Origin of the sequence: Microbacterium sp. zg.B48 (assembly GCF_024623505.1) — a bacterium.
Lineage (GTDB): Bacteria > Actinomycetota > Actinomycetes > Actinomycetales > Microbacteriaceae > Microbacterium.
In genome coordinates this window covers 28,750-45,453 of record NZ_JANJFE010000018.1, presented here as the reverse complement: position 1 = coordinate 45,453, position 16,704 = coordinate 28,750, and the positions used below count along the sequence as shown (strand labels likewise).

The following is a 16,704-nucleotide window of genomic DNA, read 5'->3' as shown; positions in this document are numbered from 1 at the left end:
CGCTATCCCGGCCCCGGGTCGCCTGTCACCTGGGAGTCGCGAATGCGTCACTGCCTGCGCCGTGCCGTGGTGTGCCCGCGATGGCCGCAGCCCCGATCACCTCGGCGCCGCCGGCCCGCAGGGCGCGGACCGCCTCGGCCAGGGTCGCTCCGGTCGTCACGACGTCATCGACGACGACGACGCGCAGGCCTTCGACGCCGCCTGCGACCAGCGAGCCGGCGACGTTCCGGCGGCGCTCGGCCCGGTCCAGACCGCGCTGATCGGCCGTGACGCGCCCGATCCGCAGCAGCCGCGCAGGCCGCAGGCCACCGCGGCGCGCCACCAGTTCGACCACCCGGTAGCCGCGGCGCCGGTAGCCGGCACGCGAGGTCGGAACGGGCACGACGACGGTCGTGCTGGCCGATGCGGCCCCGTCGGGAGGTGCGGATGCCGCGGCCTCCGCCGCACCCACTGCGGCCCGCAGCGCCGGCGCAAGATGGCGGGCCAGACCGGTCCGGCCGTCCTCCTTCAGGGCGCGCACCACCCGGGCGGTCACCCCTTCGAATCGCAGACCGCTCCACACCCCCGGGAGGCTGTGCTCGACGGACGGCAGCAGGAGGCCGCGGCAGTCCTCGCACAGTGCGACGTCGGGCTCAGCGCATCCGGCGCACGCGATCGGCAACACGAGCGCAAGCGCGCCGCCCAGCGCCTCGCGCACCGTCGTGCCGACCCATCCGGTTTGCTCCACTCGCCCACGATGACGCCATGCGCCGCCGCAGGGCTGGACGGCGGCTCGTCCGTGCATGACATCGAACCCGCCCGGGCTGGGGAGGAATGCGGGCGGCGGCTACGGGGGGGAGCCCTGCTGGGTGGCCAGGACGAGGACGCCGCCGGTGGTGCGCTGCCAGTTCGCCCCCCGCTTGACGAATAGCGACCCGTCCTCGGCGCGGAGGCGGACGCTCGAGATCGAGTTCGCCCCGGCTATCGATGCGGCACCGATCGGCGCGTCGATGGTCGAACCGGGACCCCCGGCCAGCTGCTCGGTGAACAGCGGCCCCTCGGCACGTGCTGTCAGCACGCCGAGGCTGACGTCGTCCAGCCAGGTCAGACCCGCCCCCGCGCCGGAGAGCACACCGAGAGGCACCGGGTCGCCGATCCGGATCGGCTGATTGTCGTCGCCGCGGACGACACCGGCCACCCGCACCTCCGTCCGGTCACCGGCGACCAGCAGCGCCGCGAGCCGCGCGCCGTCCCGCGACACCGTCATGGCGACGATCTGCGTCGCTCCGGGCCAGGCGTCGGCGATCGGGAACTGCTGGCCCCCGGCGGAGAACACCGTCACCGCCGAGGGCTGGTCGCGCGGAACGCTCCAGATGTAGCCGAACGGGTCGGCGCTCGGGTTGACCAGACCGGCTCGAGAGTCCACCACGGTGACACCGCCTCCCGCCGGCACGCGCGCGACCGTGCCGTCCACGAGCCGCACGGCGGCGAAGTCCCGGTCGGTGGCGACCTGGATGGCGGTGGGAATCACGTTGGCCATCGACGACGACAGACCGGGGATCTGCGTGAGTTCGTCGCCCGCGAGGAAGCCGAACCCCTCCTCGGTGAGCACCAGAGGCGGACCGGTCACCCGCGTGGAGCGGGTGGCGACCGGCTCGGCGATCAGCGGCGCGGACTCGACCGACATCTGAGCCCGGGAGACACCGGCGGTGGCCAGGCTCGCGGTCAGCTGGGTCTGCATCCGGTCCAGGGTCGTGGGCTCGATCAGCAGCGCGTCCGCGCTGAGCGCCACCTGGGCCACTCCGGACTCCAACGGCACGGAGGGGCGGGCCAGCGAGACGCCCTCGGGAAAGGCGTTGCGCACCGAATCCAGAAGCCAGGGACTGGGCGCGCCGTTCACCAGAGCTCCGGCGATCCGCGTCGCGGCGTTAGTGGTCGGGAACCAGCGCACGTCGGGCACCAGGAACTGCCACGTGGGATCGAAGAACATCAGCGAATAGCGGTGGAAGACATTCGCGAACACGTCGCGGTCCACGACCACCCCATCCGGCGCTTCGGTGATCCGCCACTCGCCGTTGTCCTGCTGGGCGAGGTGGAACGAGAGCTGGGTGATGCCCGCCTCGGCCGGTTGATAGGCACCGGTCTGGTCCACCGTCGCCACCGCGACCAGGGACACTGACACGGCACCCTCGGTCGGCGCGACCGCAGTGCGTTCGTCCGGCACATCGATCGTGACGCTCGCCTCCGGCTTCCAGGTCTCCCGGATCGATGGCGCGAGGAACATGCGCGCGACGTCCCAGTTCGCCGCGGGTCCGGGACCGGACCCGGCGCGGATGAAGCCCTCGACGATCTGCTCGGGGGTCGCTCCGGGCTGCGGCTCGTCGGGACGGAAGAGGAACTCCGGCGAGAACGCATCATCCCCCGCCGCCAGCCCCGGATTCACCGGCCCGCCGGCCGGCAGACCGGCGCACGCGGACAGGACGAGGGCTGCGGCCGCGACGACGGCAGCGATGCCCCGACGCGCTCTCACGATGCACTCCCCCGGGTCGCGGCATCCGCCCGGACCTCGCCGGTCGGGATCTGGATGGGCTGGGTGAGGCCGAAGTCCTCCAGTGCGGCGCCGGAGTCATCCCCCGGATCCGCCGGGATGGGCGAGGGGGCGGTCAGGACGCCGCCGTGGCGGGGAAGAGTCAGGACGAAGTGGGAACCGCGGCCCAGATCGGACCACACGGCCAGCTCGCCGCCGTGCAGCCGCGCGTCGCCGAGCGCGATGGACAGCCCCAGGCCGGTGCCGCCGATCGTGCGCGTGCGCGAAGGATCGGCGCGCCAGAACCGGTCGAACACCCGCTCCGCGTCCTGCGGCGTCATGCCGAGGCCGTAGTCGCGCACGCCGATGGCAACCGCCTGCTGGTCGCTGTCGACCGTGATCACGATCGGCCTGCCCTCACCGTGCTCGATCGCGTTGCCCAGGAGGTTGCGCACGATGCGGCGCACTCGGCGGGGGTCCATCTCGACCGGCGAATAGCCCCCCGGAGCGACCAGACGCACGTCGGTGCCGTGCTGTTCGGCCAGCTGATGCATCGACGCGATCACGTCTTCGGCGAGGTGTGCAAGGCTGGTCGGCTCGAGCTCGAGCTGCACCGAACCGGCGTCGTAGCGGCTGATCTCGAGCAGATCGGTCAGCAGCGTCTCGAAACGCTGCACCTGCGCGTTCAGCAGTTCGGCTGCGCGCGCGGTGGCGGGATCGAAGCTCTGCCGGTGGTCGTTGATCATGTCCGCCGCCAGCCGGATGGTCGTGAGTGGTGTGCGCAGTTCGTGCGAGACATCCGAGACGAATCGCTGCTGGACCAGGGAAAGATCGGCGAGCTCCTTGATCTGCGATTCGATGCTGTCGGCCATGGCGTTGAAGGACCGTCCCAGGGTGGCCAGCTCGTCTTCGCCGCGCACGGGCAGGCGCACGCCGAGCTCTCCGGCGGCGAGCTTGGCACTGGTGTCCGCCGCCTCGCCGATGGGGATCGTCACCGAGCGCAGAACGAACCAGGAGATCGCCCCGATCAGCACGACCAGGGAGCTGCCGACGATCCACAGCGTGGTCTGCACGAAGCCGAGGGTCTGAGACGCGCTGTCCAGGTCGTATGCCAGGTACAGCTCGTAGCCGCCCACGTCGGGAACCGTCAGCTGCTGACCGACGATGATCCCGGGCACCGGTCCGTTCGTCAGGGGAAGCTCGACGGACTGCCACCACTGCTGCGCCGCGTCCGACTGCACCGCTTCGTGCATGCCCTCGGAGATCACCTGCTCGGTCAGCCCCGGGGTGGTGAAGTCCTGCGGCGCCAGCTGGGACGGGGTCCGATCGATCCGGAACGCGGCGATCATGTCGGTCGAGGACCGCTCCGCCAGTGTGGCCCGCACGCTGTTCCACAGGTTCTGGATCTGTACCGTGTCGCCCTGGACGGCGGCGGCATCCAGAGTGGCCTGTGCCGCCTGGGTGGCCCGCAGCGAATCGCGCAGCACCTGGTCCTTGCGGGCCTGGAACAGATCGTTCTGAATCGCCAGCGCCATCCAGATGCACGCGACGAGGATCGCGAGGGCCGTCAGCGCCAGCGTGATCAGGATGGTCCGGAACCGCAGCGAGCGCCGCCACAGATTCGCAAGGCTGTCCGGCCACGAGCGCCAGTCACGCCACGCGGTCGCCGGGAGGCGGGATGCCGTCACCGCCGTTGCGGGGGGCATCGAGGACCTCACACCACGGCGCCGGCGCGGTAGCCGACGCCGCGCACCGTCGTGACGATCTTCGGGTTGTCGGGGTCGAGTTCCACCTTGGCGCGGAGGCGCTGGACGTGCACGTTGACGAGGCGGGTGTCGGCCTTGTAGTGGTAGCCCCAGACCTGTTCCAGCAACATCTCCCGAGAGAAGACCTGCTGCGGCTTCGAGGCCAGCGCCACCAGCAGCTCGAATTCAAGCGGTGTCAGCGCGATCGGCGACTCGTCGCGGCGCACCTCGTGGGCGGCCACGTCGACGGTGAGGTCGCCGATGCGCAGCGTCTCGTTCGCCTGCTGCGCGGCCGGGCGCAGCCGGGTGCGGATGCGCGCGACCAGTTCCTTCGGGTTGAACGGCTTCACGATGTAGTCGTCAGCGCCGGATTCGAGGCCCTTGACCACGTCCGCGGTGTCGGTGCGTGCGGTGAGCATGATGATCGGAACCCCGGATTCGGCGCGTATCCGCGTGCAGATCTCGATGCCGTCCATCCCGGGAAGCATGAGGTCCAGCAGGATCAGATCCGGACGCTCGGCACGCCAGGTCTCGACCGCCTTGGAACCGTCTGCGCAGAACGCCGTTTCGAATCCCTCCGTGCGAAGGACGATGCCGATCATCTCGGCCAGGGCCGTGTCGTCATCGACCACCAGGATGCGTGATGTCATCTCCCGCGTTTCGTCCTTTGCGTCGGGCCGGGGCGCGCGCCGTTCTCACGCCTTCCCCGTGCGCTTCCCACAGAGTAGTGGACACCGGCTGTGGACAGGCCGAACGCGGGCCGCGCGCGCACCGGAGGACCGCTGTCGGGGCCGGTCGGTGTGACACGATAGTGGCTCAGCCCGGGGGCGCGTCAGCGCGCCCGTGGTCTGGTCCGAGCCCGGCAGGGGGCTCGTCCGCACGTCATGGTCGGGGGCCCGAGGCCCGGAACGACACAGTCGACACGAGGAGGGCCATCCGTGACCGCCTATCCGGCCTGGACACCGGCATCCCGCGCCGGCATCATCCCGCTGCATCCGCTGACTTTCGGCATCATCCTGGGACGGTCCTTCGCCGCTCTGCGGCAGAACCCCCGCGTCCTGCTCGGCTTCGCGCTGTGCGTGCAGACGGCCGCGTACCTTCTGGTGCTGCTCGGGGTCGGCGCGGTCGCGGTGGCCTCGTTCACGCGGCTGGACACGCTCCGCGAGGGAACCGACGAGTTCGAGGCCGTGATGGCCGGCTCGATCGCCCTGACCTCCATCACGGCGCTCGTCCTGGGTCTTGCCGCCGGTGCGCTCGGGGTGATCGTGCAGGGCGTCGTGGTCAGCGAGGTCGCGCACGCCGCGGTCGCCGAGAAGCTGACACTGCGTGCACTGTGGCAGCGGGTCAAGCCGGTGGCGTGGCGCCTGATCGGATACTCCCTGCTGCTCACCCTGGCGGTGCTGGTCCTGATCGGCATCGTCGCCGTCGCGATCATCGCGGTCGGCGTGGCCGCGCTGCCCCTCGCGGTCGCCCTGACCATCCTCGTGATCCTCTCCGCGATCCCGCTGGCGCTGTGGCTGACCACCAAACTGCTGCTGGTCCCGGCGACCATCATCCTCGAGCAGGCCACCATCCGCGGTGCCATCGCCCGCTCCTGGGTGCTCATCCGCGGCCGGTTCTGGGCCGCGCTGGGCACGATCGTCATCATCTCGCTCACGTTCGGGGCGCTCTCGCAGGTCATCAGCATCCCGTTCTCGTTCCTCACCACCGGGCTGACGACGATCATCAGCCCGACCGGCGACCCGGAACCGTCCGCGATCATCGGCATGCTGGTCGCACTGGTGCTGACCCAGGTGGTCACGCTGCTCATCCAGTCCGTGGCCGTCGTGGTACAGGGCACGGCGACGGCCCTCATCTACATCGACTGCCGGATGCGACGCGAAGGCCTGGACATCGACCTGCTCGCCTACGTCGAGCGACGCGACGCCGGGGCGATCGGTCTGGCCGATCCGTACCGGGAGAACATCGGACGGAAGATCGCGCCGCGCCCGGTCTTCCCCGCGGCGCCCGGCTATCCGGCCGCGCAGGGCTATCCCCCCGCGTATGCGGGACAGCCGTATGCGCCGGCCCAGCCGCAGCCCCCGGCCCCCGCCGGGTACGCACCGGGGTATCCCGCGCAGCAGGGCTATCCCGGTCAGCAGGGGTATCCCGCGCAGCAGGGGTATCCCGCGCAGCAGGGGTATCCCGCGCAGCAGGGGTATCCCGCGCAGCAGGGGTATCCCGGGTATCCCCCGCCGCCGGCTCCCCCTGCCGCGGCGCGGCCCGATGCGGCCCCGGCCGGCCACCCGGCCCAGCCCGGGTACCCGTCATCGGCCGCATCGGTCCCACCCGCGGAGCCCGCCACCGCAGCGGAATCCGACCCCACGCAGCGGGGCACGCAGGATGAACCGCCGTCGGCGACGCGCTGGACCGCACCCGGTTCGGCCGGCAGTGCGATCGACCCGGAGTCGCCGTGGTCGTAGCCGGCGTGTTCTCCCGGCTGGCCGCGTCCGTGCCGCCGCTCGTCCCCGATCGCGAAGAAGCGCGCAGGTGGGCCGAGCGGGAACTGGCCGATCCACGGTACGCGATCGCCGAACCCACCCCCCTCGACCGCATCGCACGGGCGATCGCCGACTTCTTCGAGTCGCTGTTCTCGTCCGAGCTTCCCGGCGAGTGGGGACCCTGGGTCGCTGTCGTGGCGGCCGTGGTGGTGGGACTGGTGATCCTCGCCGCCTTCCTGATCTGGGGCGTCCCGCGGTTCACGGCCCGTTCTCGCGGTCCGGCCGACCTGTTCGGTGCGGACGAGCAGCGCAGCGCCGACCAGTTGCGCCGGGACGCTGCATCCTCCGCCGCCGCCGGCGACTGGGACACCGCGATCATCCTCCGCTTCCGGGCACTGGCCCGCGGACTACTCGAGCGCGGAGCCGTGGACACCCCGCCCGGTGCGACCGTGCATGCCTTCGCCCGGGCCGCCGCGCGCGCGTACCCGGCCTGCGCGGACCAGCTGGAATCGGCCGCTGCCGCGTTCGAGGACGTCCGCTACCTGCGCCGACCGGGTACCGAGGAACTGTACCGGCGCATCGGGGCCGTGGAGGACACCGTCCGCGCCACCCGACCGGTGCTGCCGGTCCTGGTCGGGGCGAGCACGTGACCGCCGCAGCCGACACCGTCGCCGCGCCCGCCGGGCGCCGTCGGCCCATCGCCGGGTGGATGGTCATCGCCGCCGCGCTCGTCGCGGTCGGGATCGCCGGGTCCGCTCTGGCAGGCATCGGGCAGTGGGCCGAGCGCGAGGCGCTCGACCCGGAGTCGGCGGGTCCGACCGGCGCCCGTGCGCTGACCCAGATCCTCAGCGAACACGGAGTGGATGTCATCGTGGCGCGCGATCGAGCCTCCGCAGAGGATGCACTCGGCCGCGGTGCGGCGACCCTGGCGATGGCCGATGCGCCGCACCTGTCCGACGATGCCCTCACCTCTGTCGCGGATGCCGCGACAGAGGTCGTCCTGATCGAGCCTCGCTCCCGCACCCTGCGACTGCTGCTGCCGGGCGCCACCCCGCACGGTGTCGGTCCAGGCCAGGCCGTCCCGCCCGCGTGCGCCCTGCCCGAGGCGCAGCGCGCCGGACCCGTTTCGCCCGGCGCGATCTACGCACCCGGTCCGCAGGCCACGGCGTGCTTCCCGACCGGCGGCGGATACGGCCTGCTCGTCGGCGACGACGCCGGAGCCCGGGCGGTCGCCGTGGACGGCCGGGCTCTGTTCACCAACGAGCACCTCGCCGCGGAGGGCAACGCGGCCCTCGCGGTGAATCTGCTCGGCCGGCATGCCACGCTCGTGTGGTACCTGCCCGACATCGGCGACAGCGACCTCGCCGACGCGGACGCTTCACTGGGCGAGCTCACGCCCCCGTGGGTCAGCCCGGTCATCGTGCTGCTCCTGGTGGCCGGTATCACCGCCGCGATCTGGCGCGGCCGCCGCTTCGGTCCACTGGTCGCCGAGCGGATGCCGGTGACCGTCCGTGCAGCGGAGACGACCGAGGGACGCGCGCGACTGTATGCGCACGCCCGCGATGCGCTGCACGCGGCCGACCAGTTGCGCATCGGGGCGCTCACCCGCCTGTCCCGGACGCTGGGCCTGGGTCCGTCCGCCTCCGCCGCCGAGATCTCGGATGCCACGGCCGCCCGCGCCGGACTGGACCGTGGCAGGGTCCGGCGCATCCTCATCGACGAACTGCCCCGTACCGACCCGGAGCTCGTCGCGCTCAGCGAAGACCTCCGCGCCCTCGAGCAGACCGTGCAGACGGCCGTGCGTCCTGAAAGGAACACCCGATGACAGACCCCAGCCCGCGCGACGCAGCCGGCGAGCAGACGGCTGCCGCCCCGGCATCCGCGAGCCCCGCCCTCGACGACGCCGCACTGCGGGAGTCCATGAACCGGGTGCGGATCGAGGTGGGCAAGGCCGTGGTCGGCCAGGACGGCGCTGTCACCGGCCTCCTGATCGCCCTGCTGGCGCGCGGGCACGTGCTGATCGAAGGGGTGCCCGGCGTCGCGAAGACGCTGCTGGTGCGGGCGTTCAGCGGTGCGCTGGGACTGGACACCAAGCGCATCCAGTTCACGCCCGACCTGATGCCGGGCGACGTGTCCGGATCCCTGGTGTACGACGCGCGCGCGGGCGAGTTCGAGTTCCGCGCGGGTCCGGTGTTCACCAACGTCCTGCTGGCCGACGAGATCAACCGCACACCCCCGAAGACGCAGTCCGCCCTGCTGGAGGCCATGGAGGAGCGACAGGTCTCCACCGACGGCGTCGCCCGTCCGCTGCCCGAGCCGTTCATCGTCGCCGCCACCCAGAACCCGATCGAGCAGGAGGGCACCTACACGCTGCCGGAGGCGCAGCTGGATCGCTTCCTGCTGAAGCTGATCGTGGACATCCCGCCCCGCGACGCCGAGCTGACGGTGCTGCGCCGCCACGCCGGGGGCTTCGACCCGCAGGATCTCGCCGCCGCCGGGCTGCAGCAGACCGTCGATGCCGCGGAGATCCGCGCGGCGCAGCGGGCCGCGGCGGCGGTCATGGTGGCCGACGACGTCCTGGCCTACATCGTCGATCTGGCCCAGGCGACCCGGCGCTCGCCCTCGGTGCAGCTCGGCGTCAGCCCGCGCGCGACCACGGCGCTGCTGGCCGCGTCGAAGGCGTGGGCATGGCTCGGCGGGTACCCGGCGATCACCCCCGACCACGTGCAGACCATGCTCGTGCCCACCTGGCGCCACCGCATCCGCCTGCGTCCGGACGCCGAGCTCGAAGGCGTCTCCGTCGATGCCGTGCTGGGCTCGGTGCTGCAGCAGACCCGGGTACCCATGTGAGTCGGCTCCAGACCGCTCCCGCGGATCAGGACCTCTAGTGTTCATCTCCGGCCGCGTGCCGCTTCTGGTCGGACTCGGCACGGTGCCCGTCGTGCTGCTCTCGGTCGCCGGCCTCAACGCCTGGGCCGCCGCCGCGGTCTGGCTTGCGCTGTGCGCCGCCCTCGCGCTCGCCGATGCCGCCGCCGCGGCCGATCCGCGCCGAATCCGGGTGCACCGCCGGGTGCCGGGCCGCGCTCTGCTCGGAGAGCCCGTGGAGACGGAGCTGTGGCTGGAGAACACCGGTGCGCGGCGGCTCCACGGTCAGATCCGCGACGCCTGGCAGCCCACCGCGGGCGCGTCGCCCGACCGCCCGGCGGTCGACGTGCCCGCCGGGGAGCGTCGGCGGATCGTGGTCCCGCTGCTGCCCCGGCGCCGGGGCGAACTGAGCTCTGCGTTCGTCGTGGTCCGCGCGGACGGGCCGTGGCGACTGGCCGGGCGTCAGGCGCGGATACCGAGCCGGGGCGCGCTGCGAGTGCTGCCGCCGTTCACCGCCCGTCGGCACCTGCCTTCGCGACTGGCCCGCCTGCGCGAGCTGGACGGCAACACCAGTGTGCAGGTCCGCGGGCAGGGCACCGAGTTCGACAGCCTGCGCGAATACGTGCGCGGGGATGACGTCCGCTCGATCGACTGGCGCGCCACCGCGCGCGCGGGCGCGACGATGCTGCGCACGTGGCGCCCCGAGCGGGACCGCCATGTCGTGATCCTGCTGGACACGGGACGCACGGCCGCCGCACGGGTGGGAGACGGCGTACGACTGGATGCCGCGATGGAGGCCGCACTGCTGCTGGCAGCGCTCGCTTCGCGCGCGGGCGATCACACGCACCTTCTCATGTTCGACCGCGTCGCCCGTGCTCGCGTCACCCGCGTGGACGGGCCGGCGCTGCTGCCCGCGCTCGTGGAGGCGATGGCACCGGTCGAGCCGCAGCTGATCGAAACGGATTGGGATGCCGCGTTCGCACAGGTGCGCAGACTCAGCTCGCGGCCGTCGCTCGTGGTGATCCTGACGGCGCAGGACGCACCGGAATCCGCCCGTGGCTTCCTCGGCTCGCTGCCGGCACTCTCGCGCCGGGCCCACGTCCTGGTCGGCACGGTCACCGTCGCAGACGATGCCGCTGCCGATGACGACCGCGGGAACGCAGCGGGCGTGTACCGGGCCGCCGCGCACGAGCAGACGGTCCGTGACGCGGCGCGGGTGGCCGCGGCCATCGGCCGAGCGGGCGCCGAGGCGGTCGCTGCGTCGGCCGAGGCGCTGCCGCCGAGGATCGCCGACCGGTACCTGGCGCTGAAGGCCGCCGGTCGCCTCTGAGCCCCGCGGAGGACGTACGAGGTCCGGCGCCCGCGCGGACACGCGACGACATACTCTGTTGGCGGCCCCTGCCGGAGGGCTACGCTCACGACGAGGAAAGGAGTCCGCCATGTCGGATACCCCCAGCAGTGCGCGCAGAGCCGACGAGGCCGGCGCCGACCAGGCCAGCACCGCGACGAAGCTGGTCGCGGAGGCGCTCGGCACGTTCGTGCTCGTCTTCGGTTCGATCGGCACCGCCCTGTTCGCCGCCGACTTCGGCGCGAGCGAGAACGGCACCTCGCTCGGTGTCGGTTTCGTCGGGGTGGCCCTCGCGTTCGGCCTGACCCTGCTCGCCGCGATCTATACGTGGGGGCCGGTCTCGGGCGGCCACTTCAATCCGGCGGTGACGTTCGGCCTGGCCGCCGCGGGCCGGTTCGCGTGGAAGGACACCCCCGGGTACATCGTCGCCCAGATCGTCGGCGGGGCGCTGGGAACCACTCTGATCGTGCTGATCGGGCTGTTCGGACCGGGCAACTGGCTCAGCGCCGCGCAGGACGGCGGTTTCGCCAGCAACGGCTTCGGCGAACACTCGCCTGGCGGGTTCGGGTTGGGGGCCGCGATCACCGCGGAAGTCCTCCTCACGGCGATCTTCGTGCTCGTAATCCTAGGCGTGACCCACGCCAAGCGCGGCGCAGGCAATTTCGCCGGAATCGCGATCGGCCTGACCCTGACTTTCATCCATCTCGCGTCGATCCCGATCGACAACACCTCGGTCAACCCGGCCCGTTCGATCGCGACGGCCATCTACGGCGGCGGCGACGCGCTCATCCAGCTCTGGGTGTTCCTGGTGTTCCCGCTGGTCGGCGGCGTGCTCGCGGGTTTCCTGCACCGCGCGCTGTTCGAGCCCCGGGTCGCCCCGGCCGCACAGCGCGAAGCGCGCGTGCGGTAGCGGCAGCGCACTGCGCACGCAGGAGGCCCGCCCCCAGTCGGGGACGGGCCTCCTGCGTCTGCGGGATCAGACCAGGTCGAAGCGGTCCAGCTCGGTGACCTTGCCCCACGCGGCGACGAAATCGCGCACGAACTTCTCCTGCGCGTCGTCGCTCGCGTAGACCTCTGCGACGGCACGCAGCTCGGAGTTGGAGCCGAACAGCAAGTCGACGCGGGTGCCGCGACCGACCGCGGCTCCGGAACCGTCCTTCGTGCCCTCGAACGCCTGCGAACCCGGATCCAGCGGCGTCCACGTCGTGCCGAGGTCGAGCAGCCGGACGAAGAAGTCGTTCGACAGCACGCCCGGACGGTCAGTGAACACGCCGTACTCGGAACCGTCCCAGTTAGCGCCGAGCACCCGCAGACCACCCACGAGCACGGTCATCTCGGGCGCGCTCAGGGTGAGCAGGTTCGCCTTGTCGATGAGGTGGTGCTCCTGCGGCAGGACCGCGTTGCGTCCGTAGTGGTTGCGGAACCCGTCAGCGGCCGGCTCCAGATACGTGAAGGACAGGACATCGGTCTGCTCCTGCGTGGCGTCCGTGCGGCCCGGGTGGAAGTCGACTTCGGCCTCCACGCCGCCCGCCCGTGCCGCCTGCTCGACCGCTGCGTTGCCGGCCAGCACGATGATGTCGGCCAGCGACACCTTCTTGCCGTCGGTGCGGTCCTGGTTGAACTCGGCCTGCACGCCCTCCAGCGCAGCCAGCACGGTGGCCAGTTCGGCCGGGCGGTTGATCTGCCAGTCCTTCTGCGGCTCCAGGCGGATCCGGGCGCCGTTCACGCCGCCGCGCTTGTCGCTGCCACGGAACGTGGATGCGGCAGCCCAGGTGGTGGTCACCAGCTGTGCGACCGACAGTCCGGTCGCCAGGATGCGCTCTTTCAGCGCGGCAGCGTCGGTGGCGTCGATGAGCGCATGGTCGACGACCGGCACGGGATCCTGCCAGATGAGCTCTTCGGTGGGCACCTCGGGGCCCAGGTAGCGGTCGATCGGGCCCATGTCGCGGTGGGTCAGTTTGAACCACGCACGTGAGAAGGCGTCGCCGAAGGCCACCGGGTCGTCCTTGAACTTCCGCGAGATCTTGTCGTACTCGGGGTCCATACGCAGCGCGATGTCGCTGGTCAGCATGCGCGGCTCACGACGCCCGTCCGAGTGGGCCAGCGGCACCATGTCCGCACCCATCCCGTTCTTCGGCCGCCACTGGTGGCCACCGCCGGGGCTGCGCATGAGCTCCCAGTCGTACGCGTAGAGGATGTGGAAGAACTCGTTGTCCCAGCGCGTGGGGTGATAGGTCCAGGTGACCTCCAGGCCCGAGGTGATGGTGTCATCGCCCTTGCCGGTGCCGAAGTTGTTCTTCCAGCCCAGGCCCTGCATCTCCAGTCCGGCCGACTCGGGGTTGCCCTCGAGGTTGGAGTCCGGCGCGGCGCCGTGGGTCTTGCCGAAGGTGTGACCGCCGGCGATCAGCGCGACGGTCTCCTCGTCGTTCATGGCCATCCGGCCGAAGGTGGTGCGGATGTCGTGCGCGGACTTGAGCGGGTCGGGCTCTCCATTGGGGCCCTCGGGGTTGACGTAGATGAGACCCATCTGCACGGCGGCCAGGGGCTTTTCCAGCTCGCGGTCACCGGTGTAGCGCTCGTCGCCCAGCCACGTGGTCTCGGGACCCCAGTACACGTCCGCGTCCGGCTCCCACACGTCGGGGCGGCCGCCGGCGTAGCCGAACGTGTTGAAGCCCATGGACTCGAGGGCGACGTTGCCGGCGAGGATGATCAGGTCAGCCCAAGACAGGTTCTGGCCGTACTTCTTCTTCACCGGCCACAGCAGACGCCGTGCCTTGTCCAGGCTCACGTTGTCCGGCCAGCTGTTCAGGGGCGCGAACCGCTGCTGTCCGGTGCCGCCGCCGCCGCGACCGTCGGTGATCCGGTAGGTTCCGGCGCTGTGCCAGGCCATGCGGATCATCAGCGGGCCGTAGTTGCCGAAGTCGGCCGGCCACCAGTCCTGCGAGGTCGTGAGCAGCTCGGCGATGTCCGCCTTCACCGCAGCCAGGTCGAGCGACTGGAACGCCGCCCGGTAGTCGAAGTCCTCGCCGAGCGGGTTGGCCACGGCGGGGTTCTTCGCGAGGATCTTGAGATTCAGCTGGTTCGGCCACCAGACGGCGTTGGCCGAGCCGGTCGTCGGGTGCGGCTGCCCGTGGATCACCGGGCAGGCTTCCGCCTCGTTCGGGCGCGGACGGGTCTCGCCGTCGGCGCGCTCGTCCACCGGGGTGTCGATGTCGGTGACGGCCTGGTCGATGCCGCTCGCGTCTTCGCCGATCTCGGGGATCGTCTCGTCGGTCATGGGGTGTCCTTCCCTTGGGGGGTCAGCGGCCGCTCAGGATCAGCGGCCTTGGGGTTGTCGTGGCAGTGGGTGGGCCGATATCTCAGGCCGGGAGCGAGGCGCACTCGGCGCAGACACCCCAGAAGGTCACGTCGGCGGCCGTGACGGTGAATCCGCGCGCATCGGAGGGCTGCAGACAGGGCGCTTCGCCGACGACGCAGTCCACGTCCTCGATCCGGCCGCAGCCGCTGCAGATCAGGTGGTGGTGGTTGTCGCCGACCCGCAGCTCGAACAGCATCGGGTGCCCGGCGGGCTCGATGCGACGCACCAGTCCGGCGTCGGTGAAGTCGGCCAGCGCGTTGTAGACGGACTGCGGACTGGTGCTCGGGATGCCGGGCAGCACGTCGGCGTGGATCGCATCGACGCTCGCGTGCGAATGCCGACGGAGCGCGTCGAGCACGGCACGTCGGGAGTCGGTGACCCGGAGCCCGGCGGCGCGGATCGCGTCCGCCGTCGCGCTGTGCTGCTCTGCGTCGGTCATGACACCAGCCTACACTTTTTAGCGATTCAAAACAGGCCGCGACGGCGGCCGGCGGCGTCCCGCGGGTCAGCCGGCGACGAGCCGGGCCGTGCCCGCCTCGTACTCGGGCAGGTCGCCGGTCTCACCGCGACGGTGCGCGCGACCGCCGACGACCAGCATGTACAGCAGGAAGGCGGCCAGCGCCACCGCGCCGATCCCGATCTTCAGCGCCCACGGCCAGGGCTGCGCGGTGACGAACCCCTCGATCGCGCCCGAGACGGCCAGCGCGATGACCAGTCCGACCGCGATCGTGGCGAGGGATCGGCCGGACGCGGCGAGCGCGTCACCGCGCGTGCGAGGTCCGGGTGCCACCCAGGCCCAGAAGATGTGCAGTCCCGCGGCCGCGGCGACGAAGATGCACGTCAGCTCCAGCATCCCGTGCGGCAGGATGAACAGCAGGAAGACATCGCCGCGGTCGAACGCGAGCATCACGGCGGCCGCGGTCCCGACACCCACCGCGTTCTGCACCAGCACCATCAGCGGCCACACACCGGTGATCCCGAACAGTACGCACTGCGCGGCGATCCACGCGTTGTTCGTCCACACCGTGCCCGCGAACACCGCTGCCGGATTCTCGCTGTAGTAGTCGGTGAAACTGTTCTGCGCGTAGTACTCGAGCTCGGCACGACTGCCGAGGGAGGCCACGAGTGCGGGATCCCGGGACACCCAGAACGCGACCAGCACCGCCACCACGATGAAGCCGACGGCGATGACCAGCGTCGTCCAGCGCACGCGATACAGGGCAGCCGGCAGCTGCAGCGCGAAGAAGCGCGGAATCTGGCGGGCGACGTTCTCCGGTGCACCGGTCAGACGCAGCCGGGCGCGGGCGAGCATGGTCGAGACGTAGTCGCCCTGAGCCGTGCGACCGGCCGAGCTCTTGATGTCGGCGAGATCCGCCGACGCCGCCCGGTAGCGAGTGACGAGCTCATCGACCTGCGCGCCGGTGAGCCGTCGCTTCCTGCTCAGTTCGTCCAGCCGCGCCCATTCGTCTCGCCGCGCGAGGGTGAGGGCGTCCAGGTCCATTTGGTTTACTGTACCCATGCCCGCTTCGGATCCCCCCGTCGCGCCCGCGCGGGTGATCGAGATCCAGCAGGACGAGGTGCTCACCGGCGAGGCCGTTGCGCTGGACGTGCAGCCGGTCGGGTTCTTCCTGCGTGGGCTGGGCGCGCTGATCGATGTCCTGGTCGGCATCGGCGCGCTCCTGCTGTTCCTGCTCGTCACCTCGTGGCTCGTCGGGCAGAGCCTCGTGGACGCGGTCGCGCTGCCCATCCTGAGCGTCACCGTCCTGGTCACCGTCACGGTCGTCATCCCGACCGTGGTCGAGACGATGACCCGCGGTCGCAGTCTCGGCAAGCTCGCGGTAGGGGGCCGGATCGTGCGCACCGACGGAGGTGCGTCCGGCTTCCGGCAGGCGTTCATCCGCGCACTCACCGGGGTCCTCGAGATCTGGCTCACCCTGGGGGCGGTCGCTGCGCTGGTGGGCGCATTCACGCCCCGTGCCCAGCGGCTCGGCGATCTTCTGGCCGGAACCTATTCCGAGCGCACCCGCACACCCCGGCTTCCGCCGCCGGGGCCGCCCGTGCCGCCGGCGCTGGCAGGCTGGGCCGCAGTGGCGGACGTCGCCCGCCTCCCGGATCGACTGTCTCGGCGCATCGCCCAGTTCACCCAGAGCGCGGCCGCCATGCAGCCGCCTGCGCGGGCTCGGCTCGCGGCAACCCTCGCCGCCGAGGCGGCAGTGCACGTCTCGCCCGTGCCCGCCGTGGACGAGGAGACGTTCCTGCGCGCGGTCGTGGCGGTGCGGCGGGACCGCGAGCTGCGCGCCCTGCAGCTCGAGCAGCAGCGGGTGGCGGCGCTGACCGGTCCGACTGGAGCACCCCGCGGGTTCCCGGAGCGCTGAGACGGCGCGCTGCTCCGCAGTCGCTTT

General features: G+C 71.6%; 14 protein-coding genes. 7 read left to right on the top strand and 7 right to left on the bottom strand.

Features of this window, described 5'->3' with window-relative positions; genetic code table 11:
• Window positions 1-25: 25 nt before the first annotated feature.
• From NQ152_RS14140 to mtrA, 4 genes are all read right to left on the bottom strand, one after another.
• Window positions 26-727, bottom strand: coding sequence for a phosphoribosyltransferase family protein (locus tag NQ152_RS14140; protein ID WP_257524468.1), 702 nt, complete (start codon window positions 725-727; stop codon window positions 26-28).
• Window positions 728-826: 99 nt separating this feature from the next.
• Complete coding sequence (locus NQ152_RS14135) at window positions 827-2,509, bottom strand: LpqB family beta-propeller domain-containing protein (protein ID WP_257524467.1); 1,683 nt, start codon at window positions 2,507-2,509, stop codon at window positions 827-829.
• Window positions 2,506-4,212: an MtrAB system histidine kinase MtrB gene (gene mtrB / locus NQ152_RS14130; RefSeq protein ID WP_257502883.1), complete on the bottom strand. Its 1,707-nt coding sequence runs from the start codon at window positions 4,210-4,212 to the stop codon at window positions 2,506-2,508. The genes NQ152_RS14135 and mtrB overlap by 4 nt, the downstream gene beginning before the upstream one ends.
• Window positions 4,213-4,220: 8 nt before the next feature.
• A complete protein-coding gene (gene mtrA, locus NQ152_RS14125) occupies window positions 4,221-4,901 on the bottom strand; it encodes an MtrAB system response regulator MtrA (RefSeq protein WP_257502884.1) in 681 nt (226 codons plus the stop codon).
• Between the two features lie 288 nt (window positions 4,902-5,189).
• Between mtrA and NQ152_RS14120 the strand changes: the two genes are divergently transcribed.
• From NQ152_RS14120 to aqpZ, 6 genes are all read left to right on the top strand, one after another.
• On the top strand, window positions 5,190-6,713 hold the full coding sequence (locus tag NQ152_RS14120) for a hypothetical protein (RefSeq protein ID WP_257524612.1): 1,524 nt from the start codon (window positions 5,190-5,192) through the stop codon (window positions 6,711-6,713).
• The gene (locus tag NQ152_RS17305) at window positions 6,704-7,381 is read left to right on the top strand and encodes a DUF4129 domain-containing protein (RefSeq protein ID WP_257502887.1); all 678 of its coding nucleotides are present in this window, start codon (window positions 6,704-6,706) and stop codon (window positions 7,379-7,381) included. Before NQ152_RS14120 ends, NQ152_RS17305 begins: the two co-directional genes overlap by 10 nt.
• Window positions 7,378-8,556, top strand: a complete 1,179-nt coding sequence (locus NQ152_RS14110; protein WP_257524466.1) for a DUF4350 domain-containing protein — start codon at window positions 7,378-7,380, stop codon at window positions 8,554-8,556. Before NQ152_RS17305 ends, NQ152_RS14110 begins: the two co-directional genes overlap by 4 nt.
• 95 nt (window positions 8,557-8,651) lie before the next feature.
• The gene (locus NQ152_RS14105; RefSeq protein WP_257524600.1) at window positions 8,652-9,581 is read left to right on the top strand and encodes a MoxR family ATPase; all 930 of its coding nucleotides are present in this window, start codon (window positions 8,652-8,654) and stop codon (window positions 9,579-9,581) included.
• Window positions 9,582-9,618: 37 nt separating this feature from the next.
• Window positions 9,619-10,926 (top strand): DUF58 domain-containing protein, encoded by a 1,308-nt coding sequence (locus NQ152_RS14100; RefSeq protein ID WP_257524465.1) that lies wholly within the window; start codon window positions 9,619-9,621, stop codon window positions 10,924-10,926.
• Between the two features lie 109 nt (window positions 10,927-11,035).
• Window positions 11,036-11,854: an aquaporin Z gene (gene aqpZ, locus NQ152_RS14095; protein WP_257502890.1), complete on the top strand. Its 819-nt coding sequence runs from the start codon at window positions 11,036-11,038 to the stop codon at window positions 11,852-11,854.
• Between the two features lie 66 nt (window positions 11,855-11,920).
• Here aqpZ and katG read toward each other — a convergent pair whose 3' ends face one another.
• The 3 genes from katG to NQ152_RS14080 form a co-directional block, all read right to left on the bottom strand.
• The gene (katG, locus tag NQ152_RS14090; RefSeq protein WP_257524464.1) at window positions 11,921-14,221 is read right to left on the bottom strand and encodes a catalase/peroxidase HPI; all 2,301 of its coding nucleotides are present in this window, start codon (window positions 14,219-14,221) and stop codon (window positions 11,921-11,923) included.
• Between the two features lie 82 nt (window positions 14,222-14,303).
• Entirely contained in the window at window positions 14,304-14,741 is a 438-nt protein-coding gene (locus tag NQ152_RS14085; protein ID WP_257524463.1) for a Fur family transcriptional regulator, read from the bottom strand.
• A 66-nt stretch (window positions 14,742-14,807) separates the two neighbouring features.
• The gene (locus tag NQ152_RS14080; protein WP_257524462.1) at window positions 14,808-15,803 is read right to left on the bottom strand and encodes a stage II sporulation protein M; all 996 of its coding nucleotides are present in this window, start codon (window positions 15,801-15,803) and stop codon (window positions 14,808-14,810) included.
• Window positions 15,804-15,819: 16 nt separating this feature from the next.
• On the opposite strand from NQ152_RS14080, the gene NQ152_RS14075 reads away from it, so the two are divergent.
• The gene (locus NQ152_RS14075) at window positions 15,820-16,677 is read left to right on the top strand and encodes an RDD family protein (RefSeq protein WP_257502894.1); all 858 of its coding nucleotides are present in this window, start codon (window positions 15,820-15,822) and stop codon (window positions 16,675-16,677) included.
• The last annotated feature ends 27 nt before the right edge of the window (window positions 16,678-16,704 follow it).

What these genes read in the sequence shown, in the direction of transcription:
- mtrA (WP_257502884.1), bottom strand. Translation starts at nt 4,901, where the DNA reads ATGACATCACGCATCCTGGTGGTCGATGACGACACGGCCCTGGCCGAG.
- NQ152_RS14105 (WP_257524600.1), top strand. Translation starts at nt 8,652, where the DNA reads ATGAACCGGGTGCGGATCGAGGTGGGCAAGGCCGTGGTCGGCCAGGAC.
- NQ152_RS14080 (WP_257524462.1), bottom strand. Translation starts at nt 15,803, where the DNA reads ATGGACCTGGACGCCCTCACCCTCGCGCGGCGAGACGAATGGGCGCGG.
- katG (WP_257524464.1), bottom strand. Translation starts at nt 14,221, where the DNA reads ATGACCGACGAGACGATCCCCGAGATCGGCGAAGACGCGAGCGGCATC.
- NQ152_RS14075 (WP_257502894.1), top strand. Translation starts at nt 15,820, where the DNA reads ATGCCCGCTTCGGATCCCCCCGTCGCGCCCGCGCGGGTGATCGAGATC.
- mtrB (WP_257502883.1), bottom strand. Translation starts at nt 4,212, where the DNA reads ATGCCCCCCGCAACGGCGGTGACGGCATCCCGCCTCCCGGCGACCGCG.
- NQ152_RS14085 (WP_257524463.1), bottom strand. Translation starts at nt 14,741, where the DNA reads ATGACCGACGCAGAGCAGCACAGCGCGACGGCGGACGCGATCCGCGCC.
- aqpZ (WP_257502890.1), top strand. Translation starts at nt 11,036, where the DNA reads ATGTCGGATACCCCCAGCAGTGCGCGCAGAGCCGACGAGGCCGGCGCC.